Source organism: Bacillus cereus group sp. RP32 (assembly GCF_040459735.1).
GTDB classification, from domain to species: domain Bacteria; phylum Bacillota; class Bacilli; order Bacillales; family Bacillaceae_G; genus Bacillus_A; species Bacillus_A wiedmannii.
Window position 1 is genome coordinate 2,589,556 of record NZ_JARVHO010000001.1, and the last position, 25,580, is coordinate 2,615,135.

A 25,580-nucleotide genomic window follows, 5' to 3' on the forward strand; every position below is an offset into this window, starting at 1 on the left:
AAATCTTCCGTACGTATAAAACGGAGGAGAAAATAAATGTTTAGTTTTTATAGTACACTTTGCACGGAACTTTATGATTTCACTAAGCCTGTCGGTTATTCTTTAAATGGTGATATTGAGTATTACGAAGAACGTTTAAAAAATGGTAGAGGAAGAATTCTCGAAGCAGCGGTAGGATCAGGGCGTGTCATTATCCCGCTCCTTGAAGCTGGTTTTACAGTAGATGGGATAGATTATTCACCTGAAATGCTAGAATCGTGCCGCGTGCGATGTAAAGAGAGAAACTTACATCCTAATTTATATGAAGGAAGCTTACAACAATTTTCACTGCCACATAAATACGAGGCAATTATCATTCCAACTGGATCTTTTTGTTTAATTGAAAATCGTACAGATTCTATAAACGCATTGAAATGTTTTTATGAACATCTTAATCCAGGCGGGCGATTAATCGTAGATATTATGCTTCCGCATGACTGGAAAACAGGAGAGATTCATACATCGACTTTTTCTTTGCCGAGTGGAGACGGAATTACATTAGAAAATAAATCAATTGAAATAGATTGGCTGAACCAAGTTACTCTATCATATTTAAAATATGAAAAATGGAGTAAAGGGCAGTTAGTACAAACAGAACTACAACGCTTTGCGATACGCTGGTATGGAATAGAAGAGTTTAAACTTCTGCTAGAAAGTATAGGTTTCTCTAACATTACTTACTCCGCTGACTATGTTTATGAAAAAGAACCGTCAAATGCAAGTCAAATGTTTACTTTTGAAGCTGTGCGAAACGAAAAATAAAGAACTATGTATGAAAATAAGGTAATCGATATAATATCGGCTGCCTTATTTCAATTGTATATTACTTACATGGTATTACGTTCCGGTTGTCCAAGCATTCTTCTACTAACTACATATACTACTTATATTAAAGGCAGTTACTATTTCAAATAGAACTTTTATTTTTCTATAAATGATATTTTAGAGAAGTAGGGGATAAATTTGGAAAACGTAGAACAAGACAGAATTGAAAATCAAGTGTATTCCAATCGTGTAGTAAGATCAGAATTTGATGCGAATTGGGAAACATGTATATCAAAAAGTGGCTATGTAATTTATGTAGCAACAAGTAATAATGCTGAAGTAATAGTACTTCTTGCAGATGGTTCAAGTAAACTATTAATTTTTGAAAAAGGCGGTAAAGTAGTAGTAGGCGGTGGTGGTACAAGTCATTACAGTAAACCGCATATTGCAAGAAACATTTAAGGTAGAACATGATAATTGAGAAGAAGCTGGAAAACGGTTATTCATTCATGTTTAGAGTATGATAGACTAACCGTTTTTATTTGTTTATATTATTTTAGAAGAGCTCGATTGATTACAAATACATCGGTATGACCAGCAAAAATTAGGAGGAAATTGTACGGATAAGAATTCGAAATATAATGTAAGTTTGGAAGAAACATATAAGCAATTTTAAAAAGTATTTCCTATTTCGGGAAATGCTTTTTCTATGTTATAGTATAATAGTGTTTCGAAACGATGTTATTTTAATATACTTCAAATCTTGTTGTGTATTATTTTTATATTAAATTAGTTGTGCAAGTATTTTTTTATATAAGGAGTAACAATTAGAGAAATGAAAAATATAGACTTTATACTAGAAAGTGATGAGGCATTAAAACCGTCGGAACGATTAGTACTATTATTATTAGAGAAGCATAGAATGTTATATACGAACGATCTATTAGCGTTATCTAATTTATCATATAAAACATTAACAGATTCATTAACAGCGCTTGTTTTAAAATCATATGTGTTAAAGGAAACAGGTAAGGGAAGAAGACAGAATTGTTATAGATTAGTATGATAAGACTGCTTATTTTAGAGAATTTATATTGATATTTTTCGAATGTAAGGAGAAATAGAATTTTAATTTTCAAATGAAAAACGAACCACAATACGTACTTGGATATTTGAATTTCATTTTTGTTAATGATAATTTTATAATTATCGAAAATAGAAAAATAAAATAAACTGCATAAAAAAGAAATAAAAAAACAATCCGTTTTTAAAATGGATTGTTTTTTATTGGAATAATATTATTTGATGAATGGAAAACAGGAATGATTATTCTACTTCACTTGTGTACTTTTCAGGTAATAATTCCATTACGTTACATTTTACAAGTTCACCATTATAAGAAAGTATAACGTTCGTATTTTTTCCGTAATCACTTATTAATTCTCGACACATACCACATGGAGCAACAACCCAACATTTTTCTATGTCTGCATGAGGGTGTGGGTGAGCAACTGCTACAATGGTATCAAATTCATGATCGCCTTCTGAAATAGATTTTCCAATCGCCATTGCTTCACCACATACTGTTATCCTTCCAACATTCGCTTCAACATGCACTGCTGCATAAATATTACCTGTTTTAGTTCTTACAGCTGAACCGATATGATGACGGCCATATTTATAGTTTTGTTCAATTACTTTTTCAGCAGTTGTAATTAAATCATAGTCTTCACTATTTAAAGGCATTACTTTTAACATAATTTCTCCTCCGTATTAAACATGATTATTTTTGTTTTAACATAAATTTTTAATATTTAAAACAAAAGATAGATATTAGAGTGATAATATTATTATGTAAACTGTTATTTTAACAGGAAATTATAATAATCAATAGAACATATAGAAGAGTATACTTAAATATTTTGAAAGATGGGAGATTATTATGGCGATTTTACAATCAATAGTACAAGCTATTATAAGTGGTAATAAGGAAGAAGTGGTGGAGTTTATAAAGACGAATCCAAGTGCTGTTAACGAATTTAGTGACGATGGTTGGACTCTACTTCATTTATCGGCTTATTTTGGACAAAAAGAGATAGCAAGTTTTCTTTTAGAAAGTGGGGCAGATATACATATTAGAGCAAAAAACGAAAATGAAAATACACCTTTGCAAGCGGCCATAGCGAATAAACAAAGTGAGCTTGTTGCTTACTTAATTGAAAGTAGATCAGATGTAAATGCTATATAAAGTGGGGGTTGGACAGGGTTACATGAAGCAGCACTATTAGGAAGTGAAGAAATAGTTATGTTACTTCTTGAAAATGGAGCTAATAAAGCGATTAAGAAAAATGATGGAAAAACAGCGTATGATATTGCGTTAGAAAAAGAATATGATCACCTTTTACACCATTTAAAACAGGAAGTGAACGTATGATAAATAAGTGGAGCGTAGGCATATTTTTATTTAACGAGGTAGAAGTGTTAGACTTCGCGGGGCCATTTGAAGTTTTTTCTGTAACCGAAGTGAAGGAAGAAAAACCATTTACTGTTTACACAGTTAGCCAAAATGGAGAAATGATTACAGCAAGAAATGGATTAAAGGTAAAGCCGGATTATAGTATTGAAGATTTACCACCAGTTGATATTTTAATCATTCCAGGTGGTAAAGGTGTTCGGGAAAATGAAGTACAAAATGATATTATAATAAATTGGGTTCGTCAGCAAATGAAAGAAGTAAAGCTAATGACTTCAGTTTGTACGGGTGCGCTATTACTTGCGAAAGCCGGTTTACTGGAAGGCTTAAAGCAACAACGCATTGGGCTAGTCTTCAAACTTTCAAAAAAGATTTTCCGAATGTAGAAGTAATGGAGAATGTGAAATTTGTAGATGAAGGACACATTATTACATCGGCAGGTATTTCAGCTGGTATTAACATGTCATTTCATATTGTGACAAATTTGTTAGGTGTGGAGGTTGCTGCGGAAACAGCCAAAAGTATGGAATATGATATTGATTTGTAAAATAAAAAAGCCCAATTTGGGCTTTTTTATTTAGCAAAGTTTCTTAACAGGTGATCTATGCTCAAAACTTTAGTTCAGAAACAGTAATTTCAGTTTTAGCGAATATACGACAATTTATCTTTTTTCTCCTTGTAAGCATGTTATTACAAGGAGAAATTTCGTATGTAAAAAAACTCTTCTACAATAGTAGAAAAAGAATAACAGAAACTACTATTTTATGGCAGCATACATAAAAAAATTCAATGTAAATATGGAAATGTCGTCGAATGCTATCTTTAATTGGTTAATTTGTGAGATATTTTTGTGAAGGAGCTTATTTTATAAGAATAGAATTAAAGTTAGTAAGAGATTATGCCGATGGTAGTGAAAATATATGTGTTAGGGGGATTTCAAAATGAGGAAACTCAAGCGAATAAATGTTCCTAATATACAAGAACAACTATCACAGTCTAATGAGAATCGAGCAATTAATAAGAAAAAACTAAGGCGATTTATATTCATGTTTATATTTATCGCGGCGGCTACTTTGTACGTTCAATTTATTTTAACGAAACAACAAGAAATAATCGTGGAAAAAAAAGATACAATAACGAATCAAAAAGAACAATTGGTTTCTTTAAAGAAAAATCAGGCGTCTTTAAAGACTAACATAGAAAATTTAACAGACGATGAGGAAGAAATATTGAAGTTTGCGAGAAAAGAATATCAGTTTTCTAAGTCAAATGAAACTATATTTGTATTGCCGAAGTAGTGTAATAGAGCAGTTAGCGATAGCTAACTGTTTTTTTATGTACGACTGGCATGGTACAAGAAACAATCACATACTGTAAAAATGAAGAGTGTGAGTTGTTTTTATAATTATGGAATATACACCAAAATAAATGTTGTTAAAATTCTGTCAATTGTATTATAATACAAGGTAAGCGGATACATTTTTTAATCAACGTTGAGTTTATCACTCATACGACTATTAAGAAAACCGTTATCCCGTATTAGAAAGGAAGATAGCTGTGTATGCTTCAAATACAATTTATGTGGTAGGGGATGCGAAAGCACCTCAAAATAATCCTATTACCGAAAAGTTTAAAAGCTATTTTGTAGCGTTTGTACTTGTTAAGGAAACTGGGGAAATTGTAGATGCAGATTGCTCAGCGACAATTGCATTAACATCTCAATTCGTTAAATATTTGTTTCTACATAAAAATATTAATGATCCAACGTTAGTAATAGAAATAAAAGATCGTTATTTCGGTTCGTCTCAAAAGGCACTACTTGTAGCGTTAAAAGATGCGCAGAAAAAATATAATCAAATTGCTGCTTTGTCTACACATTCCTAGACAAAATCCAGCCGTAAGAATCTTCTTATGGCTGGATTTTTTTATTTCACATTAATCTCTTGCATTTAAAGTAAGTGAAAGAGGAAATGAATTGTACGTAAAAACATAATTTGTTTTTAAAGATTAAAGTTCCACTTTGTTAGACAACGAAAGGATGAACAATATGAAAATTACAGATGTAAAAGTAAATCGTAGACGTGTTAATCTTCATACACCATTTAAAACAGCTCTTCGTACCGTAACCGAAATAGAAAGTATAGATGTATTTATTCATACAAATGAAGGAATTGTTGGCAAAGGTGCTGCAGCCGCAACACCAGTTATTACGGGTGATTTCGCAAACGGGATTGAAGAAGCAATTTTAGGGCCGATGCGTTCCTGTTTAATTGGTCAAGATATTATTCAATTTCAGCAGTTACTACAGCACATTCAAATGAGTTGCATTGGGAATCCAAGTGCGAAAGCGGCGGTAGATATCGCTTTATATGATGTGTATTGTCAATATCAAAACGTTCCACTTTACGCATTATTAGGCGGGAAGAAAGAAATCCATACAGATATTACCGTTAGTGTAGATGAGCCTTTCATTATGGCGAAAGAGGCAAAGAAACATGTAGAAAAAGGATTTCAAACTTTAAAAATTAAAGTGGGGAAATCTGCTCCTTTAGACTTAGAACGTATTGAAGCGATTCGAAATAGCGTACCTAAAAATACAACGTTACGATTAGATGCAAATCAAGGATGGAATCCAAAAGAGGCGGTTACGATCATTAAAGAGATGGAAAATCGCAATTTAAATATTGAATTTATTGAACAACCTGTTCACGCGAAAGATTGGGATGGATTAAAGTACGTCAAAGATCATGTGCAAACGCCAATTATGGCAGATGAAAGCATATTTTCAGCGAGTGATGCATTGAAAATCGTTCAAGGAGGATATGCAGACTTAATTAATATTAAATTAATGAAATGTGGTGGTATACGTGAAGCGTGGCGTATTGCCGATATCGCCGAAACAGCTGGTGTAAAATGTATGGTCGGTAGTATGATGGAGTCTTCACTTTCTGTTAGTGCTGTAGCTCATTTAGCAGCTGCACATCCTAATATTCATTACTTCGATCTAGATGCACCTCTTTGGTTAATGGAAGAACCGGAAGGAATGACTTATTCAGGATCAAAGGTAAACCTTCAATCGACAGTGAATAGTAAATCTTAGGAGAAGAAACTAGAAAACTATCTTTTAAGGGGGATATGTATGAAAAAAGTAGGAACTGCATTTTTAACAACTTTATTTATATTTTCATCGTTTACATCAGCAAATGCTGAAGAGAAGAAAGATAGTAAAGCGTTTATTGATGTATCTGCCGCAACACTTTGGACCACGCCTGATTCATTACGGCCAATTGATACACCAAGCGCTACAAATCCAGTTGATTTGTGGAAGTGGACGAAATCAATGACGCTTGATGAGAAACTTTGGTTAACAAATGCAAATAAACTAGAAACACAAGCGCTATTAGGTCAAGAAGTAACGGTTGTTGATAAAAAAGGGGACTGGGTGAAAGTGTTAGTCCATGGTCAGCCAACGCCGCGAAATGAGGAAGGCTACCCAGGATGGATGCCTGAAAAACAGTTAACATATAATCAAGAATTTGCAGATAAAACAAATGAACCTTTCGTATTAGTAACGAAACCGACAGCCATTTTATATATAAATCCTTCTGAAAAACATAAATCACTTGAAGTGAGCTATAATACGCGACTGCCGCTACTTAGTGAAGATACGATTTCATATCGCGTGTTGTTACCAAACGGACAGAAAGCTTGGCTACGAAAAAATGATGGAACGGTTTACCGTTCTCAAAATGATATTCCAACTCCAGCGGCCGATGATTTAATAAACACAGGGAAAATGTTTTTAGGATTACCGTATATATGGGCTGGTACAAGTGGTTTCGGATTTGATTGCTCTGGATTTACACATACGATTTATAAATCACATGGTATTACAATTCCGCGAGATTCAGGTCCGCAATCGAGAAATGGAGTTGCAGTTGATAAAGAACATTTACAAAAAGGAGATTTAATCTTCTTTGCACATGATCAAGGGAAAGGCAGTGTTCATCATGTGGGGATGTATATTGGTGACGGAAATATGATTCACTCGCCGAGAGCTGAAAGATCAGTAGAGATTATACCGCTTAATACACCAGGATATATAGAAGAATACGCTGGTGCTCGTCGTTACTTACCATAAAAAGTAGAGGGGGTTTTCAAATGAAAAAAGTTGTTCGTTACTCATTAGTTAGTACTTTATTAGCCTCTTCATTTTTAGTTGGCTGCGCAAAAGAAAAAACAACGACAAAGCCAAAAGATGAGAAAAAAGTATTACAGTTATTAGAAACAGGTGAAATTCCGTCTTTACATTCAGGGAAAGTAACAGATGCGGTATCGTTTAACGTTTTAAATAACGTAATGGAAGGATTATTCCGTTTATCGAAAAATGATGAAGTGATTGAAGCTGGAGCACAAAAATATGAAGTGAGTCAAGATGGGAAAACATATACATTCCACTTACGTGATGCGAAATGGTCTAACGGAGATCCAGTAACAGCACAAGATTACGTATACGCTTGGAAGCAGCTTATTAATCCAGATACAGCTTCTCAATATGCATACATTGCATACGATGTGAAAAATGCGGAGAAAATAAATAAGAAACAACTAGGGTTAGAGGAATTAGGAGTAAAAGCAAAGGATGATCAAACGTTCGTTGTAGAGTTAGAACACCCTGTACCGTATTTTACAAAACTACTTATTTTATCGTCCTTCTATCCAATTAACGAAAAATATGCGAAAGAACAAGGTGATAAGTACGGATTAGAAGCAAATAAAGCGGTATATAACGGGCCATTTACATTATCGGAGTGGAAGCATGAAGCGAGTTTTACAATGAAGAAAAACGATAAGTATTGGGATAAAGAAGAAGTGAAGCTAGATGAAATAAACTATCAAATTGTAAAGGAAATTTCAACTGCGGTAAATTTATATGAAACAGATAAAGTGGATAGAGCTGTCATTTCTACAGAATTTGTAGATAAATATAAAAATAATAAAGAGCTTAAACAATATACAGATCCAGTTATGTACTTCTTCCGATTCAATGAAAATGTAGCGATTCTTAAAAATAAAAATGCAAGGCTTGCGCTAAGTACAGTGTTTGATAAGAAAGGACTTGCGACTTCATTTTTAAATGATGGTTCGGTTGCTGCTAACTATTACGTACCGAAAGGGTTTTTAAAAGGTCCAGATAAAAAAGACTTTAGAAGTACGGCAGGTGAGTTTAATAAAACTGATGTAAAACAGGCGAAAGAATATTGGGAAAAGGCGAAGCAAGAGACCGGTATAAATGAAGTGACGCTTGAATTATTAAACTATGACTTAGAAAACTTCAAAAAAGTAGGGGAATACATTAAAGAAGAGCTAGAGAAAAACTTACCAGGCTTAAAGGTAAATGTAAAATTACAACCGCATACGCAAAAACTAGCGTTAGAGAAGAAGAAAGAATATGAAATGTCATTATCACGCTGGTTACCGGATTATCCAGATCCAATGACTTACTTAGAAGTATTTCTTTCTGGAAGCAGTGTGAACAATACAGAGTATGCAAATCCAGAATATGATGCATTAATTAAGAAGATTAAAACAGAATTAGGTAATGATGAAAAAGCTCGTTGGAAAGCAATGCAAGATGCGGAAAAAATACTGCTAGATGATGCAGTAATAGCACCGGTATTCCAGCGCGGGTTATCGTACTTACAAAAGCCATATGTGAAAGATTTATATGTACATCAATTCGGTCCGGCAACAAGTTTAAAATGGGCAGATGTACAAAAATAAAGGTATGGAGAAACAGACTTCACGTATGTGATAGTCTGTTTTTTTGTACAGTTTCAAATGTATAGACATTTTATATATTTTTTCATGTCTTAAAAATAAAATTATTAGTAAAATTCCAGTGTGAAATTTATGTAGAATCTTGTATAATTAACGTGTTTCTATGGAAACATTTTCTTGCGCTATTTGTATAGAACTTAATAGAACAAGGAAAGAAATACATACATGTATATAATAGATAAATAGAATGGAACATGTATAGAGAAAAAGGAGAGAACTGATGGCGTGTCAAAAACAAGGGTTACAATTTAATAGCGATAGAAAGAGGAAGAGACGATGAAAATGAAGCATGCTTTTGGTCCGATAATTTTAGCGTGTGTGCTTTTTTTCATTATCATATTAATCCCATCGAAAAGTTTAGTATCACTTATTAGTGATAAGAAGGTAGAAGATGCGGCAACCTCCTTACAAAAAGAAAAACTACAAAGTGTTTTCTTACAGCAAAAAATGTTAGAGAATTCGCAGTATTTACCGATGTATGGTTCATCTGAATTTTTACGAATGGATGCATATCATCCGTCTAATTACTTTAAAGTAAATCCTGCAGGTTTTACACCATATTTAATGGGGATTGGCGGTACACAAAGTTTAGCTCATATATTAAATATGACGTCTACAATGGATGAGTTAGAAGGTAAAAAAGTAGTCTTTGTTCTATCACCACAATGGTTTACTAAAACGGGTGTATCACAAGGGGATTTTACTAACAATTTCTCCAAACAACAAGCATATCATTTTATTTTTAATGATACAATAAATGTTGAAATGAAGAAGCAAATTGCGAAACGATTATTAGACTATAAAGTTGTTCAAAAAGATGATATATTAAAAAATTCATTAGAAGGTATTGTATATAATGATACGAAACATAACATAAAAGCAGGTTTAGTTAAACCACTTGCGTATATGCATCGAAATATTTTAGATCATAGAGATGTATTTAACTCCTTATTTAAGATTGAACCGATGAAAGAAAAAACAAATATGGGACTACGTTCAATTTCTTGGGTAGATGCACGTAAACATGCGGAGGAAGAAGGAAAAACGGAATCTACTACAAACACATTCGGAATTGAAAATCCGTATTACTATAAACATAATTTAAAGAAAAAATTAAAAGGTTTAAAAAACTTTAGAGCAAATGAATCATATGAAGAATCACCAGAATATGATGACTTACAAATTGTTTTAAATATTTTTAAAGAGAAAAATGTCAAGCCACTCTTTATTTCTGTACCTGTAAACGGACCGTGGTATGATTACGCTGGTTTCCCTAAAGAACGCCGTGAAGTTTATTATAAAAAAGTTCGGGAACAAGTTGAGAAAGCAGGATACCCAGTAGTTGATTTTTCTGGCCATGAATATGATAAGTATTTCTTAAAAGATACAATTCATTTAGGTTGGAAAGGCTGGATTTATTTTGATGAAGCAGTACAAAACTTTTATGCTGAGAAATAAGTGTGGAGAAAAAAGAACGGCCAAAAGCTGTTCCTTTTTTAGTATAGAGGATTTTGATGTGGGCAATTCGGAAAGGCATGTATATCTTGAATTTGTCTAAAATCATAATGCTTCATTGCGAACTGAGCCTGATAAAGGTATTCATACACGTATAATTGACCATCATGTGCTGAACATAATACACCAGAAGTTCCTTGCCCATTCACGAAGGAAATCCCGATAGGGCGTCCAATTAAGTATTGTATTTTTTGTTGCCAATGCATAGGGGAATCACTCCTTTTTGATATAATATACGAAAGGAATGAATGAATTGTTGCTTATCCATGTAAATGTTAAACTGAAGGATTTGCTTGTGATTTTGAAAGATTAGTCAATTTTAATATAAAAAACCGCTATAGTTCGTAATGAATGTATAGCGGTTTTTTTATTATCTTAAGCAAATTTTTTACGTTTTTTCGTCCATTTTTTAATGATGAAGTATAAAAGAATAAGAATGACGCCGCCAATTGCGAATGATTTCACATATGGTCCAGCAACTTCGTTAATATTCTCCCAATTCTCACCTAGTTTTTCACCTAAATAAATGAAAATAATAGACCAAGGGATGATTGCAAGTGCTGTTAATGTAGTGAAACGTAGAAATGACATTTTTGTAATACCAGCAGGAATTGAAATTGCATGGCGTACTACTGGAATAAAGCGTGCTGTAAAAATTACGCCAGTTCCGTAACGATTAAACCAATCTTCAGCTGCATCAATTTGTTTTTTATGAATAAAAATATATTTTCCATAACGTTCTAAAATAGGACGTCCACCGTAGCGTCCAATCCAATAAATAAAGATTTGGGCAATAACACCGCCAATTGTACCGAATACAACTGCACCTACAAATGAGATACTACCATTGAATACTAAAAATCCGGCATAAGCAAGGACAATTTCACTTGGGATAATCTCAATCATAAGTCCAAGCATAATGCCCCAATAACCTAATCCTTCAAAAAACGTTAATACTGAATGAATAAAACTACTTACCATTGTTGCACCTTCTAGTTTTGAATTTTTGAATGTATATCCTTTTATTTAATAACATAAAAGGTTCACTATATGTAGATTATACCTTATTTACATATAGGATTGCTATTTCAAGTCTTTTATGTCTCTCATAAGTATTATAGTAAAGCATATAAGCCCAGTTTTCATGAAGAGATAATGAAAAGATTATTAAAAATTTCTCATAAAAAAATAGAAGCATTTCTGCTCCTATTTTTTACGGTTTCACTTCTAAATTTTGTAAAAATAAAGTTGCTGTTACGTAACGTTTTGCTAACATTTGTACATAAGCGGTATGCACAGATAATGTGGCAATAATAATCGCATTACGAATTGCTTCACGTTGTTCGTTGTTAACCTGATTGAACTTGCTTGCAATTTTATCAGCTCTTTCTTTCACGATATTTTCAATTGTATGGATTGTATCTGTTGCATTTAGTTGTAAGCAATTCCCTTGATTGAGTTCTTCAAATAGAGAAGAGTATGCTCCATATAAATGAACAGGATTGATTAAGTCATCACTTCGATCGGCTGGGTCATTTACGATAAGGCGTAATAGCTTACGAATGGATTCAAAATCAAGTGCTGTTTTTAAATCTTCAACAATGAATAGTAAGGCTGCTTGTTCAATTGAATATTTTTTTCCTTTTTGAGGAGAGCCAATCATTTCTTTTATATCTCGTTTCACCCAGTTTTGCATGGCTGTTACTGAGAAACTTGTATTTTCAATCTGATTTCCAAGCGCAACTATTTCATTTAATGAAAAACCGACGTCTGTATCATCAATTTTAATCAGTTTTTCAAAAATAGGTGAAAGTGCGGTAGTAATAAAAGCAGTTACGCCTTGTCCGCTTTCAATATCTTTTTTATGTGACTTCGCCCAAGCTTCTTGTAAAATACCGAGAGGCTTTTTCGTATTCCATCCTCTTAATGATAGAAGAAGGGTAGCCATTTCGTTTCGTGTGAGATGAAATGTTTCCATCTTTTCACCTCCAAAAATAATAAAAAGTTCTTATGAACTTATAATATGTTTTGTTTCATTTAAAGTCAATTCTGTTTTGCTTAATTTTTCCTTTGTCACCAAACTGTCGGAAGTAAATAATACTTGCATATTTCGACAAAAGTTCATATAATAAGTTCATAAGAACCTTTAAAATGTTTTTAAAAATAAATCTATCATTCTGAATTTACTAGAAAGGTAGATTTCACATATATCTATATAAAAGGAGAATGGATATAATATGTTGAAAAAACTTGTAGCAGTAATGACAGCATTCATGGTTATCTTTGGAGCTAGTAGCTTCATGTTTGTAGATCACGCAGCAGCGAAGGGTTACAAATCTGGTAAAAAATCATACACACCAAGTTCTGGTCAAAAGTCAAAAGTTGATTTGAACAAAAAAGATAATAACGTAAACTCACAAAAAACGACAACAGATTCAAAAACAAAGGCAACAAACACAGCACCAAAGAGTAATAAAGGAAGCTTTATGAAAGGTTTATTACTAGGTGGTCTTGGTGGTTTACTAATGGGTAGCCTATTTGCAAATATGGGAGCTCTTGGTTCTGTATTAGCGTTTATGGTAAATATGTTAGTAATGGCTGGTATCGTAATGTTAGCAGTTCGTGCATTTAAATACTTCAAAGATCAACGTAAGAAAAAGGAAGATGAAGTAGCATGGAAACAATAAAAATTTCTGAACAAGAACTTATCAATGCACTTTGTGTATATATCGCTGAAAAAAGACAAGTTGGTCCAGAAGAAGTTTTAGTTGAACTAATGTATGATGATGACTACGGTTTCTCTGCTGAAGTAGAGGTAAATGGTCGCCAGCAAATTTTAATTCAAGCGAACTTAATTGAAGCATTACGCTTATTACTTGACAGAGAATATAATGTCAATTCATTTGCAGCAAGATTACAACTTGAATTAGATGATGAAGAAGGCATTTACGCATTAGCAAAGTTTAATAACTCAGATGAGTAGAAAAAAGAGCTGTTGAGAGTAATCTCAGCAGCTCTTTTTAGTATGTGCATATGCCAGGGAATAATCACGCCAAATTTCATTCATTTTCCGTCTACCAACATCAATCATTGGGTTAAATTGTATGGCAGCTTGATGACGTACAGCACGTACATGTTGAATTGCTTGTTGTAAGTGTTGTTCAACCGAATGAGATTTTTTATTTGCCTGTTTTACGATAGAATATCCAGCAACAGTCCCTTGTGCCATTGCAATTTTCCCGCTTTCAATACCTGTTATATTGCCGGCTACAAATAAACCGGGAAGAGGGGTTTCCAGCGTTTCGGAATGCAGTGGAACATGGCCGCCTAATTCCGGAATGTAACGGAAAGGACAGCCAGCTACAGCAGCAAGCTCAGCAAGAGGGTATAAGCCACCGGCAATACAAACGAAGTCTGCCTCATATATTTGTTCCGATCCAGTTATGATGTTTCCTTTCGTATCAATATTAGCAACGCGTACACCTTCAACTTGATCTGTACCGATAATTTCAAGAGCTGCTTTTCGAAGGTGAAGTGGTGTTCCGTTTATTTTCATACCTTTATTAGGATAGAAGTTTAATCCAACTTGTTTCGCCCAATTATATTTCATCAATCGACTACCTATACGTAATAAAGATGATGGGGCAAGGTGGGCAGCATGTAAGAGAGAGTTTAATACTTCTTCTGGTTCACCAGCCTTTTGACTTAATTCATTTTTTTCAGGAAGTACAATATGTTCCACTTTAATTCCCGCTAGTTGTAATTCATTCAAAATAGCGAATGACAAAATGTTAGCGCCAATAATTACTCCTTTTCGCCCAACTTGAACGCGATGTACATTTGTCATTACTTGGGCTGCACCAATCGACATGACTCCTGGAAGTGTCCAACCAGGAAGGGGGATGGAGTACTCAGCAGCGCCAGTAGCAAGTAAAACGAACGGCGCTTCTAACGTACCGATATTCGTATGTACGAACCAAGAACTTTCATCTTTATCTAAATTATAGACGGAAATGCCGCATCGAATATCAACTGAAAGTGATTTTGCTTCTTCGTGAAGGCGTTTTGATTCTTCTATTCCGTTCCACCATTCTCCAGTAGGTTCTTGATGTAATTGTCCGAGCAACCTTCCGCCAGGCTTCATAAATTCATCAATAACAAGTACATTTAGTCCAAAACGAGCACAAGAGATGGAGGCTGACAAACCTGCTGGTCCAGCTCCGATAATAATGACATCATTCATCGTTTTTTCACCATCTCTCTCACGATATTTGGATGCTGTTTGCCGCTATTAACTACCATATCTTTTTCAACAACAGTTAAGCATGCTCGTACGTTCGTTTGATTGTTTACTGTCACGCGGCATTCAGAACAATGCCCGATATTACAGTAAATACCTCGCGGCGTCCCGCTATCTTCATGCACTCTTAAAGTTCTTATTCCGTTTGCAAGTAAGGCGGCCGCAATCGTTTCATGTTCATATGCTTCATATTGTTGCCCGTTAAATTGGAAAGTGATGCGATTACTACTATTTAAACTCTCTAAAACAGGATGATGGGTAATTCTATTCATTTATTTTCACCTACCGCTCCAAAGGTAACTGCGCGCACTGGTGGTTGATATTTTAATGGAATTTCATTAGTAGTTACTTCAGGATTTGCACTTTCAATCATTCGATCTATCATCATTCTACATGTGCGGCCACCGCAAAATCCCATACCAGCACGTGTTCTTAGTTTTAATTCTCTCGCCGAGCAATTATATTCAGCAATTGTCGATTGAAGTTGACCGTATGTAACTTCTTCACATCGACAAACAATTACATGATCTTTATTCGTCATATGTATTCCTCCTCTAGTTCGGTTTGCACAAATTATATAATGCAAAAACTATGCCAATATAGAGGAGGGAAACGGTTATTGTAAACCAAGTTTTTTTAAACGGTTATATAAAGTGGCTCTCGTAACACCGAGTTGTTTCGCGCACTCTAATTTATTCCCATTTAAAATGCGTAAAGCCCTCTCAATAACTTTCTTCTCATGTTCATCCATTTCTTCTTGTAAAGAAAGGATTGTATGATTGTTGCTGAGTAATAGGGAATGAGCCGTATGATTGTCTAACGTTTCAGTTGTATGAAATGGTAAATACTCTTGTTTTATAATACCGTCAGTCGCAAATACGACAAGTCTTTCAACAACGTTACGAAGTTCGCGAATATTACCTGGCCAATTGTAATGAAGCAGTTCATGCATAATGCTGGAAGGTAAGTCACGAATTGGTCTGTTATAGTTGATTGAAAAATCGTTTAAGAAAGAATAAGTTAATTCAATAATATCCTCACGTCTTTCGCGCAGCGGTGGAATGTGCAAGCTAACTACATTTAGGCGATAGTATAAATCTTCTCGGAACGTGCCTTTTCTCATTTCCTCTTGTAAATCACGATTTGTAGCAGCGATAATGCGGAAATTAATATGAATCTCTTTTTCTCCACCAACTCGGTAATATTTTCGTTCTTGTAGTACACGTAAAAGCTTTACTTGCATATCGAGCGGCATTTCTCCTATTTCATCTAGGAATAATGTACCGCCTTGCGCGAGCTCTATTTTACCCTTTTTCCCTTTACTATTTGCACCAGAAAACGCCCCGCGCTCATACCCGAATAATTCACTTTCAAATAACGCTTCTGGAATGGCGCCACAGTTAATTGAAATGAAAGGTGCTTTAGCTGCTTCACTTGCTTCATGGATTGCTTTCGCAAATACTTCTTTTCCAACACCACTTTCTCCGAGTATTAAAACTGTTGATTTCACCGAACACACCTTTCTAGCTAATTGTATCGTTCTTTGTATAACAGGGCTCTTTCCATTCATCGCAAGGAAAGGGTCTAATTCATCTTTATATTTTGCGACCTCTTGTTCTAATCGGTGCATTTCATGTGACATATTAAATAGTTTTTCATTTAAAGCAACTTGATTCGTAACATCAGTTTCTGAAACGACTGCTCCAATAATTTCATCGTTACAATACACTGGGTTTGAGTTAATTAATACAAATAAATCTGGACGAGGCTGATGGAACTGAGCAATTATGCTTTTTCCGTCATGTAATGATTGTAAAATTTCCAAATCTTTATAGTCAAAAAAGCGAGTGATAGATTGTCCAATAATTTCAGTATGGTTGACTGAAAAAATCTTTTCGGCGCCATCTGTCCAAGTACGAACACATTCTTTATCATCGATAACTGTAACAGAAGAATCAGTTGTTTGTATTACGGTGTTATAGAAAGATTGTAGTTCATTGTAAGACTTAATAAGAAACGGAATGATTTGTTGAGCCGTTATACAGCATATAGGCTCTTTATTTTCGTTTATTACGATAACGGTCATTTCATGAGAAAACGCGTCAATTAAAGTGTTGAATGAATCATCTTCATCTATAACTGCACAGTTGTATTTTTCTGTAGTAGAAGGGCTGTAATAAAACTTTTCGTTAACTTGCTCAATATGTTGCAAATTGTTTGTGTGATCAATTAATAAAGTTTTTAGAAATTCTTGTATTGTGGGAAATGAGAATGCCATATTGTCCTCCTGTTATGTATAAAAATTTTGACAGTGATAAAAAAATAATACACCTATTTATGATAAATTCAAAATATTTTTACAAATAAAAATATTATTTGTAAAAAGTGTATATATGTAGAGTTGGCACGTCAATTGCATAAAAGAAAGTGAGGGATTAAAAAGAAGGGAGGGTTGCTACGTGAGGCACTGTGACGTTTTAATAATAGGTGGTGGAATTATAGGATGTTCAATCGCTTATTACACTTCAAAATACGGAAGAGACGTAACAATCATTGAAAAAGGAGAATTTGTCAGTGGGACGTCTTCACGGTGTGACGGGAATATTTTGGCTATTGATAAAGACCCAGGGTTTGATAGTCAAATGTCGTTAGTAAGTCAAAAGTTAGTAACTGATTTAAGTGAAGAGTTAGAGCACTCATTTGAATATAGAGCACCAGGAAGTATTCTCGTATGTGAGTCGGACGAAGAAATGGAAGCAGCGCAGCAATGGGTGAATCGTCAAAAGGAAGCTGGTTTACCGTTTCGAATGCTTGATAGACAAGATATAAGAGAGGAATCGCCATTTTTTGCAGAAGATTTATTAGGCGGGTTAGAATGCGCAACGGATTCGACTGTAAATCCATATCTCCTTGCTTTTTCACTTCTTACAGAATCGAAGAAATTTGGTACGAAAGCTTTTAATCATACGGAAGTAAAAGAAATGAAAAGAGATATAGACGGTTCCTTTATTGTAGAAACGACTAACGGGACGTTTACTGCGAAACAAGTGGTAAACGCAGCCGGTGTGTGGGCTCCGAAAATCGGAGAAATGTTGGATGTAAATATCCCAATTGAACCGAGAAAAGGGCATATTATTGTAGCTTCAAGGCAACAACACGTTGGTTGCCGTAAAGTAATGGAATTTGGCTATTTAATTTCTAAATTTGGCGGAAAACGAAAAGTGGATGCTTTAACTGAGAAATATGGGGTAGCTCTTGTGTTTGAGCCGACAGAAAGCCAAAATTTTTTAATTGGTAGTAGTAGAGAGTTTGTAGGTTTTCATACGAAGATAAACAACGAGGTTATTAAATGTATTGCAAACAGAGCAATTCGTTTTTATCCGAAAATGGCGGATATGATGGTGATTCGTTCATATGCTGGATTACGCCCGTGGACAGAAGATCATTTGCCAATCATTTCACGCGTGCAACATATCCCGAACTACTTTATCGCAGCGGGGCATGAAGGGGATGGCATTAGCCTTGCAGCGGTTACTGGAAAAGTAATTGAAGAGTTATTAAATGAAAAAGAAACAATCATTCCTATTGAACCACTTCGTTTGAGTCGTTTTACAGAAAGGGTGTTAAACGGATGAGGTCACAAAGAGTCTTTACGACGATTGATACACATACGGGCGGGAATCCGACGAGGACATTAATAAGCGGACTTCCAAAGTTAATTGGAGAGACGATGGCAGAGAAGATGTTACATATGAAAAAGGAGTATGATTGGATTCGCAAATTGTTAATGAATGAACCGCGTGGTCATGATGTAATGTCAGGAGCACTATTAACAGATCCGTGTCATCCTGAAGCAGATATTGGTGTTATATACATAGAGACAGGTGGATATTTACCGATGTGTGGTCACGATACAATTGGTGTATGTACAGCTTTAATTGAATCAGGTTTAATTCCGGTAGTTGAACCGATTACTTCGTTAAAGTTAGACACGCCAGCCGGCTTAGTTGAAGTTGATATCTTTGTTCAAGATGGAAAAGCGAAAGAAGTCTCTTTCTGTAACATACCAGCTTTTTTACTGAAGCATATTACTGTACAAGTCGAGGGGATTGGAACTGTAGAAGCAGATATTGCGTATGGAGGAAATTTCTATGCCATTATTGATGCGAAGTCAGTAGGTTTAGAGTTAGTACCGGAAAATGCATCTACAATTATCGATAAGGCAATTCATATTAGAAATATCATTAATGAGGAATTTGAAATCATTCATCCGCAGTATTCGTTTATTAGAGGGTTAACCCATATTGAATTTTATACAGATTCTACTCATGAAAGTGCTCATGTGAAAAATACAGTTGTCGTTCCGCCAGGAGGAATTGATCGTTCTCCATGTGGTACAGGAACATCAGCGAAGCTAGCTGTATTATACGCAAATCAAAAAATTGAAGTGGATGAAGAGTTTATTCATGAGAGTATCGTTGGCTCTTTATTTAAAGGGTGCGTCATAAATGCAACATCTGTAGAAAATATTGAAGCTGTCGTAACGAAAATTACAGGTTCAGCTTGGCTTATGGGGATGCATAGATTTTTTTATAATGAAAAGGACCCACTGAAAGAAGGCTTTTTGCTAATTCCACCGATGGAACATGAAACGGAGGATGTAAAATGAACATTCAAAAAATGTATACAGCAGTAGACGTACATGTAAATGGTGAAGCATTTCGTGTAATGAAAGATGTACCATGCAAATACTACTACAGTTTAGAGCAATTAAACGAACAATTTTCAGGTGAATTAGCAGAAGAAATGAAGCTTTTATTAAATGAACCACGTGGTTTTATCGGATTAAATGGATGTATTGTTGTTCCTTCTATTCATATGGAAGTCGATGCAGCTGTATTATTTTTTAATCATGAAGGATCCATTCCGCTTCATTATGGGGGGATTGTCGCAGTCATAACGATGTTACTAGAAAGCGGATATTTAAAAAAGAGAGAGACGAACCAATACAAAATCGAAACGTTATCTGGTATATTTTCAATCCATGCGTATGTAGAGAATGATGAAGTTGTATCTGTTTCGTTTGAAAGTAAATTATGTTATATGATTGAGAAAAATTTACAAGTTGGTAATATAAGTTACTCTCTCATTCAGGCAGATAAAGTATATGCAGTTGTAGAAAAGGATGCATATTCACCAGAAATCAGTATTGAAAATATCTCTAAATTAAAAAAATGGAGTGAAGTTACACTTCAAGCTATACAAAAACAGTCATTAATAAAAAGACTTATTTTAGTAGAATCTATGCAAACAGAAAAGAACCATATAAAGTCGATTACATTTCATGAAGATAACTTTATCGTACGTTCGCCTGGTTTTGTTTCTACTATTGTATCTTATGTTCATACATTATTTAAAAATGATTATATAGCGGATAAACCTTTTAAAAATGAAAGTATATTTAATAGCTTTATAACAGTGGAACAAGTGAAGAAAGAAGAACAAGGATACATTTTTCGCTTTGAAAGTAGAGGGTTTATTTCAGGAATGCAGACGTTTCTATTAGACCCTACAGATCCGTTTCCGACAGGATTTTTATTAAAATAAAATAGTAAAGGGAGAGATAAATATGAAAAAAATTAAAGGGGCATTTCCAGTATTGATCACACCGATGGATGAGTTGCAAGAAATTAATTGGAACGGTGTAAAACAAAACGTAAACTATTTTATCGATCAAAAGGTAGCTGGCATTATTATTAATGGAAGTACAGGTGAGTTTGTTAGTTTATCAAAAGAAGAACGATTTAAAATGGTAGAAACAGTATTAAAAGAAGTTGATGGCCGTATTCCAGTTATTGTAGGAACTGCAGCAGAAACGACGAAAGAAACGATTGAATATACGAAACATGCAGAAGCACACGGAGCGGATTGCGCATTAATTATTAACTCGTACTATTGTAAGCCGAAAGAAGAGGAAATTTATTTTCATTTTAAAGAAATCTCAAACGCTGTAAATATACCAATTATGTTATACAATAATCCGTTTACATCTGGTGTTGATATGAGTACAGAGCTCATGCTACGTATTGGAAAAGAATGTGAAAATGTTACACATATTAAAGAATCTAGCGGAGATATTCGTAAAGCAAGAGATTTAGTACGACAAGGCGAAGGTGCTTTTCAAGTCTTCTGTGGATCTGAAGATTTAGTTATGGAATCTTATTTAGTAGGTGCAACGGGATGGGTTTCAGTAGCAGGAAATATCGTGCCGGGACTTGTTACGAAAATGTATGAGCATTTCCAAAATGGTGAATTAGAAAAAGCTTGGGAAATAAACGATGCTATTTTACCTCTTTGCGAGTTTCTTGAAGGATCAGGAAAATATGTACAAATTGTTAAACGCTCAATGGAATTACACGGGCAAGCAGGGGGACCTTCTCGTTATCCGAGACTCGGATTAACTGAAGAAGAAGATCAAAAACTTCAAACGATTATTTCAAAAATTGCAGCTCATGCAGCTGTTTAAATAAGGAGGAGAGCATATATGTTAACGACAAACATTGAGCTGAGACCAAAAGTGAAAGCGTTTTTAAATGAAGAGATTAAAATGTTTATTAATGGTGAATTTGTAACTTCCATTAGCGGGAAGACATTTGAGACATACAATCCAGCAACAGAAGATGTTTTAGCTGTCGTATGTGAAGCGCGAGAAGAGGATATTGATGTAGCGGTAAAAGCTGCAAGATCTGCATTTGAATCAGGACCTTGGGCAGAAATGACTACCGCTGAAAGAGCGCACCTAATTTATAAATTAGCAGACTTAATTGAAGAGCGTGGAGAAGAATTAGCGCAGTTAGAAGCTTTAGATAATGGAAAACCATATCAAGTAGCACTGGATGATGATATTGCAGCGACTGTAGAAAATTATCGTTATTATGCGGGATGGGCTACGAAAATTATTGGGCAAACGATTCCGATTTCAAAAGATTACTTAAATTACACACGCCATGAACCTGTTGGCGTTGTAGGTCAAATTATTCCTTGGAATTTTCCACTCGTTATGTCTTCTTGGAAAATGGGAGCTGCACTAGCAACAGGTTGTACAATCGTATTAAAACCAGCAGAGCAAACGCCTTTATCGTTATTATATGCAGCCAAACTTTTTAAAGAAGCAGGTTTTCCAGATGGTGTTGTAAACTTTGTTCCAGGTTTTGGTCCTGAAGCAGGAGCTGCCATTGTAAACCATCATGATATAGATAAAGTAGCCTTCACGGGTTCAACAGTTACAGGGAAATATATTATGCGTCAATCTGCAGAAACTATTAAACATGTAACGTTAGAACTTGGTGGTAAATCACCAAATATCATTTTAGAAGATGCTGATTTAGAAGAAGCGATTAACGGTGCATTTCAAGGCATTATGTATAATCACGGCCAAAATTGTAGTGCTGGATCTCGCGTGTTCGTTCACCGAAAACATTACGAAACAGTCGTAAATGAACTAGTGAAAATGGCGAATAACGTGAAACTTGGAGCAGGTATGGAGAAGGAAACGGAAATGGGTCCACTTGTATCTAAAAAGCAACAAGAGCGTGTGCTACATTACATTGAACAAGGAAAAGCAGAAGGTGCTACTGTTGCTGCTGGGGGTGAACGGGCATTTGAAAAAGGGTATTTTGTACAGCCAACAGTATTCACAAATGTTACTGATGATATGACAATTGTGAAAGAAGAAATTTTTGGACCAGTTGTCGTTGTACTTCCATTTGATTCAACAGAAGAGGTTATCGAAAGAGCAAATCGCTCTTCATACGGACTCGCTGCGGGCGTATGGACACAAAATATTAAAACAGGACATCAAGTTGCCAATAAATTACAGGCAGGAACAGTATGGATTAATGATTATAACTTAGAAAATGCAGCTGCACCATTTGGTGGGTTTAAACAATCTGGTATCGGTCGTGAGTTAGGTTCATACGCGCTTGATAATTACACAGAAGTGAAAAGTGTTTGGGTAAATATAAAGTAATAGAGAATCTAACTGTTAATAAATAGAGGGATGGAATAATAAGAGATGCGGACAACTGGAAGATTTCATAATAGTTGTCCGTTTTCTTATATATAAAATAGCTTTCAAAAGAATGATAAGGGGGATTTGGATGGAACAATTAGTAGAGTGGTTAGTAGGGCAAGTATGGAGTATTGGGTTAGTTGTTTTTGCATTAGGGGCAGGTGTGTATTTTACAATTGCCACTCGTTTTCTGCAAATTCGTTATTTTAAAGAGATGATAAAACTATTATTTGAAGGGAAGAGCTCGGAGACGGGAATTTCATCCTTTCAAGCATTTTGTTTAGCTTTATCAGGTAGGGTTGGAATAGGTAATATCGCAGGGGTCGCGACAGCTATCGCTTTTGGTGGACCAGGAGCTGTGTTTTGGATGTGGGTAATGGCTCTTTTAGGAGCGGCGAGTGCATTTGTCGAATCAACATTATCTCAAGTGTATAAAAGTAAAGTTGGGAATGAATACCGAGGTGGTACACCATATTTCATTGAAAAAGGCTTGAAAATGAAATGGTTTGCAGTCATTGTAGCGGTTGTTGTAACACTTTCATATGGCGTTTTATTACCAGGTATTCAGTCTAGTAGTATCGCAGTTGGATTTGAAAACTCTAATGGCATTAGCAAATATATAACTGGAATATTATTAGTTATATTATTAGCATCAATCATTTTTGGTGGCGTAAAGAGAATTGCGGGCGTTTCGCAAATGCTTGTTCCATTTATGGCAATAGGTTATGTAATTGTTACATGTATCGTATTAATTGCGAATGTAACAGAAATTCCAAGTATGTTCGCTTTAATTTTCTCTAGTGCTTTTGGTGTAAATGAAATGTTTGGCGGAATCGTCGGTGCAGCAATCGCATGGGGCGTAAAGCGTGCTGTATTTTCAAATGTTGCTGGTGTTGGAGAAGCGACGTATAGCTCCGCTGCTGCTGAAGTATCCCATCCTGCAAAACAAGGGTTAGTTCAAGCGTTTTCTGTATATATCGATACAATTGTTGTATGTACAGCGACAGCTCTTATGATTTTAATAACAGGTATGTATAATGTTATACCTGAAGGGAAAAGCGCTATAGTAAAGAATATAGGGAATGTTGATGCAGGTCCAATCTATACACAACAAGCAGTTGAAACTGTTATGACAGGGTTTGGTCCATTATTTATTTCAATCGCAATATTTTTCTTCGCATTTACAACTTTACTCGCATACTACTATATCGCTGAAACAACACTTACTTATTTAGATCGTGAGCTTAAACATAGCTGGTTAAAACCAGTTTTAAAAATTGGATTTTTAATTATGGTTTACATCGGTAGCGTAGAATCAGCGTCGCTTTTATGGAATCTTGGAGATTTAGGAATCGGTAGCATGGCATGGTTAAACTTAATTGCGATTCTACTATTAAGTAAAATCGCATTAAAAGTGTTAAAAGATTATGAAGCACAGAAAAAGGAAGGGAAAGATCCAGTATTTGATCCTAAAAATGTGGGAATTGAAGGTCTAACGTTTTGGGAAGAAAGAAGTAAAGAAATTGAAAGGAAAAACTATAAAGAACAAACGGTAGAGGATGATAGTCTGAAATTTTAGTTGTAATAAACTGAATATTCATTCTATTAATCGGGGTATATTGCCTTCTTTTCATCACATACTACAATAGGTACACATAATTTGAATGGAGGTAATAATAAGATGGAACACGAACAACATCATAGTTCAGTAAATGACGTTCTACATCATTATAAAGAAGGAATCGGTAGTTTTACAAACCAAATTCCTGAAATTGCTGAAACATATAATGCATTCACGCAAGCTTGTTTTCAAGAGGGTTCTTTAACAAAAAGGGAAAAACAACTTATCGCATTAGGAATTAGTCTAGCAACGCAAGATGAATATTGTACCATTTATCATACAAAAGGTTGTCTTGATCAAGGGTGTTCAGATAAAGAAATTCTGGAAGCGTGTGGTGTATCAGCAGCATTTGCTGGCGGAGCTGCAATGAGTCAAGCGGTAACATTAGTACAAGAGTGTTTAAGTGAACTGAAAAATCAGAAGCATTGAATGTAAAAGAACGTTTTAAACTTTATGTTTAAAACGTTCTTTTACGTGAGATTAAATTTGAGTATAAAAATTATCTGGTATGTGATGTATTAAAGTAAGAATTTTAAATTTAGTCGGAATGAGAAATAACAACTATTTATTTAGTATTAAGATTTTCTAAAAAGTTTCAATTGCTTCATATAATCAATAGCTTTTGTTTTGTTCTTTTGTTTACATACATATTCGAATTCATTCTTATCTCGATAATAACAATTCATTATTTCTTCTGTAAGAAATCCATCGGAAATAGCTTTTTTAATTGCGCAATGTGGTTCATTTGTATGAGTGCAGTTAGAGAATTTACAGCTCATAGATATCTCTTCGATATCTTCATAGCCAAGATTAAAGTTGTTCTCATGTTTTATTAAGTCAAAACCTGTTTTACTAATGGTTAATCCCTCCACTTGCCATACATTATATAAGTATGTTTTATCTAAATATATATTTCCTTTTAGTAACCTGTTATTCCTTCCTTAAAACTTGGTAC

The 25,580-nt window shown here is 34.6% G+C and carries 27 protein-coding genes and 2 pseudogenes; 20 read left to right on the plus strand and 9 right to left on the minus strand.

Going from position 1 to position 25,580, the window contains the following annotated elements; genetic code table 11:
- Positions 1-36: 36 nt before the first annotated feature.
- The 3 genes from QCI46_RS13365 to QCI46_RS13375 all read left to right on the plus strand — a co-directional run bounded on the left by QCI46_RS13365 (position 37) and on the right by QCI46_RS13375 (position 1,870).
- Entirely contained in the window at positions 37-801 is a 765-nt protein-coding gene (locus QCI46_RS13365) for a class I SAM-dependent methyltransferase (protein WP_353840501.1), read from the plus strand.
- Between the two features lie 201 nt (positions 802-1,002).
- Positions 1,003-1,266 (plus strand): hypothetical protein, encoded by a 264-nt coding sequence (locus QCI46_RS13370; RefSeq protein ID WP_000432423.1) that lies wholly within the window; start codon positions 1,003-1,005, stop codon positions 1,264-1,266.
- 373 nt (positions 1,267-1,639) lie between these two features.
- On the plus strand, positions 1,640-1,870 hold the full coding sequence (locus QCI46_RS13375; protein WP_000789031.1) for a hypothetical protein: 231 nt from the start codon (positions 1,640-1,642) through the stop codon (positions 1,868-1,870).
- A 260-nt stretch (positions 1,871-2,130) separates the two neighbouring features.
- Here the strand turns inward: QCI46_RS13375 and QCI46_RS13380 are convergent, their stop codons facing one another.
- Complete coding sequence (locus tag QCI46_RS13380) at positions 2,131-2,562, minus strand: cytidine deaminase (protein ID WP_353840502.1); 432 nt, start codon at positions 2,560-2,562, stop codon at positions 2,131-2,133.
- Between the two features lie 184 nt (positions 2,563-2,746).
- Here QCI46_RS13380 and QCI46_RS13385 point away from each other — a divergent pair.
- The 8 genes and pseudogenes from QCI46_RS13385 (at position 2,747) to dltD (ending at position 10,576) form a co-directional block, all read left to right on the plus strand.
- Positions 2,747-3,238: pseudogene (locus QCI46_RS13385) on the plus strand (ankyrin repeat domain-containing protein).
- Positions 3,235-3,824: pseudogene (locus tag QCI46_RS13390) on the plus strand (DJ-1/PfpI family protein). Before QCI46_RS13385 ends, QCI46_RS13390 begins: the two co-directional pseudogenes overlap by 4 nt.
- Before the next feature lie 394 nt (positions 3,825-4,218).
- Complete coding sequence (locus tag QCI46_RS13395) at positions 4,219-4,575, plus strand: FtsB family cell division protein (protein WP_353840503.1); 357 nt, start codon at positions 4,219-4,221, stop codon at positions 4,573-4,575.
- A 259-nt stretch (positions 4,576-4,834) separates the two neighbouring features.
- Complete coding sequence (locus QCI46_RS13400; protein ID WP_353840504.1) at positions 4,835-5,161, plus strand: DUF3870 domain-containing protein; 327 nt, start codon at positions 4,835-4,837, stop codon at positions 5,159-5,161.
- 154 nt (positions 5,162-5,315) lie between these two features.
- Positions 5,316-6,377, plus strand: coding sequence for a dipeptide epimerase (locus QCI46_RS13405; RefSeq protein WP_166704806.1), 1,062 nt, complete (start codon positions 5,316-5,318; stop codon positions 6,375-6,377).
- Positions 6,378-6,416: 39 nt separating this feature from the next.
- Positions 6,417-7,418: a C40 family peptidase gene (locus QCI46_RS13410; protein ID WP_166704807.1), complete on the plus strand. Its 1,002-nt coding sequence runs from the start codon at positions 6,417-6,419 to the stop codon at positions 7,416-7,418.
- A gap of 20 nt (positions 7,419-7,438) precedes the next feature.
- The gene (locus QCI46_RS13415) at positions 7,439-9,061 is read left to right on the plus strand and encodes a peptide ABC transporter substrate-binding protein (RefSeq protein WP_353840505.1); all 1,623 of its coding nucleotides are present in this window, start codon (positions 7,439-7,441) and stop codon (positions 9,059-9,061) included.
- Positions 9,062-9,394: 333 nt separating this feature from the next.
- Positions 9,395-10,576: a D-alanyl-lipoteichoic acid biosynthesis protein DltD gene (gene dltD / locus QCI46_RS13420; protein WP_353840506.1), complete on the plus strand. Its 1,182-nt coding sequence runs from the start codon at positions 9,395-9,397 to the stop codon at positions 10,574-10,576.
- Positions 10,577-10,614: 38 nt separating this feature from the next.
- Here dltD and QCI46_RS13425 read toward each other — a convergent pair whose 3' ends face one another.
- The 3 genes from QCI46_RS13425 to QCI46_RS13435 form a co-directional block, all read right to left on the minus strand.
- Positions 10,615-10,839 carry a hypothetical protein gene (locus QCI46_RS13425; protein WP_131931936.1) on the minus strand — a complete coding sequence of 75 codons (225 nt, stop codon included), beginning with the start codon at positions 10,837-10,839 and terminating at the stop codon, positions 10,615-10,617.
- 169 nt (positions 10,840-11,008) lie between these two features.
- Positions 11,009-11,614 carry an undecaprenyl phosphate transporter UptA gene (gene uptA, locus QCI46_RS13430; RefSeq protein WP_353840507.1) on the minus strand — a complete coding sequence of 202 codons (606 nt, stop codon included), beginning with the start codon at positions 11,612-11,614 and terminating at the stop codon, positions 11,009-11,011.
- Between the two features lie 232 nt (positions 11,615-11,846).
- Positions 11,847-12,611: a DUF1836 domain-containing protein gene (locus QCI46_RS13435; protein ID WP_353840508.1), complete on the minus strand. Its 765-nt coding sequence runs from the start codon at positions 12,609-12,611 to the stop codon at positions 11,847-11,849.
- Positions 12,612-12,870: 259 nt separating this feature from the next.
- Between QCI46_RS13435 and QCI46_RS13440 the strand changes: the two genes are divergently transcribed.
- Both QCI46_RS13440 and QCI46_RS13445 read left to right on the plus strand, forming a co-directional pair.
- Positions 12,871-13,320: a hypothetical protein gene (locus tag QCI46_RS13440; protein ID WP_000914471.1), complete on the plus strand. Its 450-nt coding sequence runs from the start codon at positions 12,871-12,873 to the stop codon at positions 13,318-13,320.
- Entirely contained in the window at positions 13,308-13,616 is a 309-nt protein-coding gene (locus QCI46_RS13445; protein ID WP_000447759.1) for a YxcD family protein, read from the plus strand. Before QCI46_RS13440 ends, QCI46_RS13445 begins: the two co-directional genes overlap by 13 nt.
- A 24-nt stretch (positions 13,617-13,640) precedes the next feature.
- On the opposite strand, the gene QCI46_RS13450 is transcribed toward QCI46_RS13445, so the two are convergent.
- The 4 genes from QCI46_RS13450 to QCI46_RS13465 form a co-directional block, all read right to left on the minus strand.
- Positions 13,641-14,876, minus strand: coding sequence for an NAD(P)/FAD-dependent oxidoreductase (locus QCI46_RS13450; RefSeq protein WP_353840509.1), 1,236 nt, complete (start codon positions 14,874-14,876; stop codon positions 13,641-13,643).
- Entirely contained in the window at positions 14,873-15,205 is a 333-nt protein-coding gene (locus QCI46_RS13455; protein WP_327960987.1) for a (2Fe-2S)-binding protein, read from the minus strand. The genes QCI46_RS13450 and QCI46_RS13455 overlap by 4 nt, the downstream gene beginning before the upstream one ends.
- Complete coding sequence (locus QCI46_RS13460) at positions 15,202-15,474, minus strand: (2Fe-2S)-binding protein (RefSeq protein WP_088063714.1); 273 nt, start codon at positions 15,472-15,474, stop codon at positions 15,202-15,204. Before QCI46_RS13460 ends, QCI46_RS13455 begins: the two co-directional genes overlap by 4 nt.
- Before the next feature lie 75 nt (positions 15,475-15,549).
- Positions 15,550-17,211 carry a sigma-54 interaction domain-containing protein gene (locus QCI46_RS13465; protein ID WP_353840510.1) on the minus strand — a complete coding sequence of 554 codons (1,662 nt, stop codon included), beginning with the start codon at positions 17,209-17,211 and terminating at the stop codon, positions 15,550-15,552.
- A 181-nt stretch (positions 17,212-17,392) separates the two neighbouring features.
- On the opposite strand from QCI46_RS13465, the gene QCI46_RS13470 reads away from it, so the two are divergent.
- From QCI46_RS13470 to QCI46_RS13500, 7 genes are all read left to right on the plus strand, one after another.
- The gene (locus tag QCI46_RS13470) at positions 17,393-18,568 is read left to right on the plus strand and encodes an NAD(P)/FAD-dependent oxidoreductase (RefSeq protein ID WP_098189805.1); all 1,176 of its coding nucleotides are present in this window, start codon (positions 17,393-17,395) and stop codon (positions 18,566-18,568) included.
- Positions 18,565-19,602 (plus strand): proline racemase family protein, encoded by a 1,038-nt coding sequence (locus QCI46_RS13475; protein ID WP_353840511.1) that lies wholly within the window; start codon positions 18,565-18,567, stop codon positions 19,600-19,602. The genes QCI46_RS13470 and QCI46_RS13475 overlap by 4 nt, the downstream gene beginning before the upstream one ends.
- Complete coding sequence (locus QCI46_RS13480; RefSeq protein WP_353840512.1) at positions 19,599-20,540, plus strand: proline racemase family protein; 942 nt, start codon at positions 19,599-19,601, stop codon at positions 20,538-20,540. The genes QCI46_RS13475 and QCI46_RS13480 overlap by 4 nt, the downstream gene beginning before the upstream one ends.
- 22 nt (positions 20,541-20,562) lie before the next feature.
- Entirely contained in the window at positions 20,563-21,459 is an 897-nt protein-coding gene (gene dapA, locus QCI46_RS13485) for a 4-hydroxy-tetrahydrodipicolinate synthase (protein WP_098076163.1), read from the plus strand.
- Positions 21,460-21,477: 18 nt separating this feature from the next.
- Positions 21,478-22,962 carry an aldehyde dehydrogenase family protein gene (locus tag QCI46_RS13490; RefSeq protein ID WP_353840513.1) on the plus strand — a complete coding sequence of 495 codons (1,485 nt, stop codon included), beginning with the start codon at positions 21,478-21,480 and terminating at the stop codon, positions 22,960-22,962.
- A 130-nt stretch (positions 22,963-23,092) separates the two neighbouring features.
- Positions 23,093-24,583, plus strand: coding sequence for an alanine/glycine:cation symporter family protein (locus tag QCI46_RS13495; RefSeq protein ID WP_098201506.1), 1,491 nt, complete (start codon positions 23,093-23,095; stop codon positions 24,581-24,583).
- 102 nt (positions 24,584-24,685) lie between these two features.
- Positions 24,686-25,054 (plus strand): carboxymuconolactone decarboxylase family protein, encoded by a 369-nt coding sequence (locus tag QCI46_RS13500; RefSeq protein ID WP_353840514.1) that lies wholly within the window; start codon positions 24,686-24,688, stop codon positions 25,052-25,054.
- A gap of 146 nt (positions 25,055-25,200) precedes the next feature.
- Here the strand turns inward: QCI46_RS13500 and QCI46_RS13505 are convergent, their stop codons facing one another.
- Positions 25,201-25,497, minus strand: coding sequence for a hypothetical protein (locus tag QCI46_RS13505; protein WP_353840515.1), 297 nt, complete (start codon positions 25,495-25,497; stop codon positions 25,201-25,203).
- Between the last annotated feature and the right edge of the window lie 83 nt (positions 25,498-25,580).

Excerpts from the sequence above, each read along its gene's own strand:
- QCI46_RS13365 (WP_353840501.1), top strand. The coding sequence starts at position 37 with ATGTTTAGTTTTTATAGTACACTTTGCACGGAACTTTATGATTTCACT.
- QCI46_RS13375 (WP_000789031.1), top strand. The coding sequence starts at position 1,640 with ATGAAAAATATAGACTTTATACTAGAAAGTGATGAGGCATTAAAACCG.
- QCI46_RS13380 (WP_353840502.1), bottom strand. The coding sequence starts at position 2,562 with ATGTTAAAAGTAATGCCTTTAAATAGTGAAGACTATGATTTAATTACA.
- QCI46_RS13395 (WP_353840503.1), top strand. The coding sequence starts at position 4,219 with ATGAGGAAACTCAAGCGAATAAATGTTCCTAATATACAAGAACAACTA.
- QCI46_RS13405 (WP_166704806.1), top strand. The coding sequence starts at position 5,316 with ATGAACAATATGAAAATTACAGATGTAAAAGTAAATCGTAGACGTGTT.
- QCI46_RS13410 (WP_166704807.1), top strand. The coding sequence starts at position 6,417 with ATGAAAAAAGTAGGAACTGCATTTTTAACAACTTTATTTATATTTTCA.
- QCI46_RS13415 (WP_353840505.1), top strand. The coding sequence starts at position 7,439 with ATGAAAAAAGTTGTTCGTTACTCATTAGTTAGTACTTTATTAGCCTCT.
- dltD (WP_353840506.1), top strand. The coding sequence starts at position 9,395 with ATGAAAATGAAGCATGCTTTTGGTCCGATAATTTTAGCGTGTGTGCTT.
- QCI46_RS13425 (WP_131931936.1), bottom strand. The coding sequence starts at position 10,839 with ATGCATTGGCAACAAAAAATACAATACTTAATTGGACGCCCTATCGGG.
- uptA (WP_353840507.1), bottom strand. The coding sequence starts at position 11,614 with ATGGTAAGTAGTTTTATTCATTCAGTATTAACGTTTTTTGAAGGATTA.
- QCI46_RS13435 (WP_353840508.1), bottom strand. The coding sequence starts at position 12,611 with ATGGAAACATTTCATCTCACACGAAACGAAATGGCTACCCTTCTTCTA.
- QCI46_RS13440 (WP_000914471.1), top strand. The coding sequence starts at position 12,871 with ATGTTGAAAAAACTTGTAGCAGTAATGACAGCATTCATGGTTATCTTT.
- QCI46_RS13445 (WP_000447759.1), top strand. The coding sequence starts at position 13,308 with ATGGAAACAATAAAAATTTCTGAACAAGAACTTATCAATGCACTTTGT.
- QCI46_RS13450 (WP_353840509.1), bottom strand. The coding sequence starts at position 14,876 with ATGAATGATGTCATTATTATCGGAGCTGGACCAGCAGGTTTGTCAGCC.
- QCI46_RS13455 (WP_327960987.1), bottom strand. The coding sequence starts at position 15,205 with ATGAATAGAATTACCCATCATCCTGTTTTAGAGAGTTTAAATAGTAGT.
- QCI46_RS13460 (WP_088063714.1), bottom strand. The coding sequence starts at position 15,474 with ATGACGAATAAAGATCATGTAATTGTTTGTCGATGTGAAGAAGTTACA.
- QCI46_RS13465 (WP_353840510.1), bottom strand. The coding sequence starts at position 17,211 with ATGGCATTCTCATTTCCCACAATACAAGAATTTCTAAAAACTTTATTA.
- QCI46_RS13475 (WP_353840511.1), top strand. The coding sequence starts at position 18,565 with ATGAGGTCACAAAGAGTCTTTACGACGATTGATACACATACGGGCGGG.
- QCI46_RS13480 (WP_353840512.1), top strand. The coding sequence starts at position 19,599 with ATGAACATTCAAAAAATGTATACAGCAGTAGACGTACATGTAAATGGT.
- dapA (WP_098076163.1), top strand. The coding sequence starts at position 20,563 with ATGAAAAAAATTAAAGGGGCATTTCCAGTATTGATCACACCGATGGAT.
- QCI46_RS13490 (WP_353840513.1), top strand. The coding sequence starts at position 21,478 with ATGTTAACGACAAACATTGAGCTGAGACCAAAAGTGAAAGCGTTTTTA.
- QCI46_RS13495 (WP_098201506.1), top strand. The coding sequence starts at position 23,093 with ATGGAACAATTAGTAGAGTGGTTAGTAGGGCAAGTATGGAGTATTGGG.
- QCI46_RS13500 (WP_353840514.1), top strand. The coding sequence starts at position 24,686 with ATGGAACACGAACAACATCATAGTTCAGTAAATGACGTTCTACATCAT.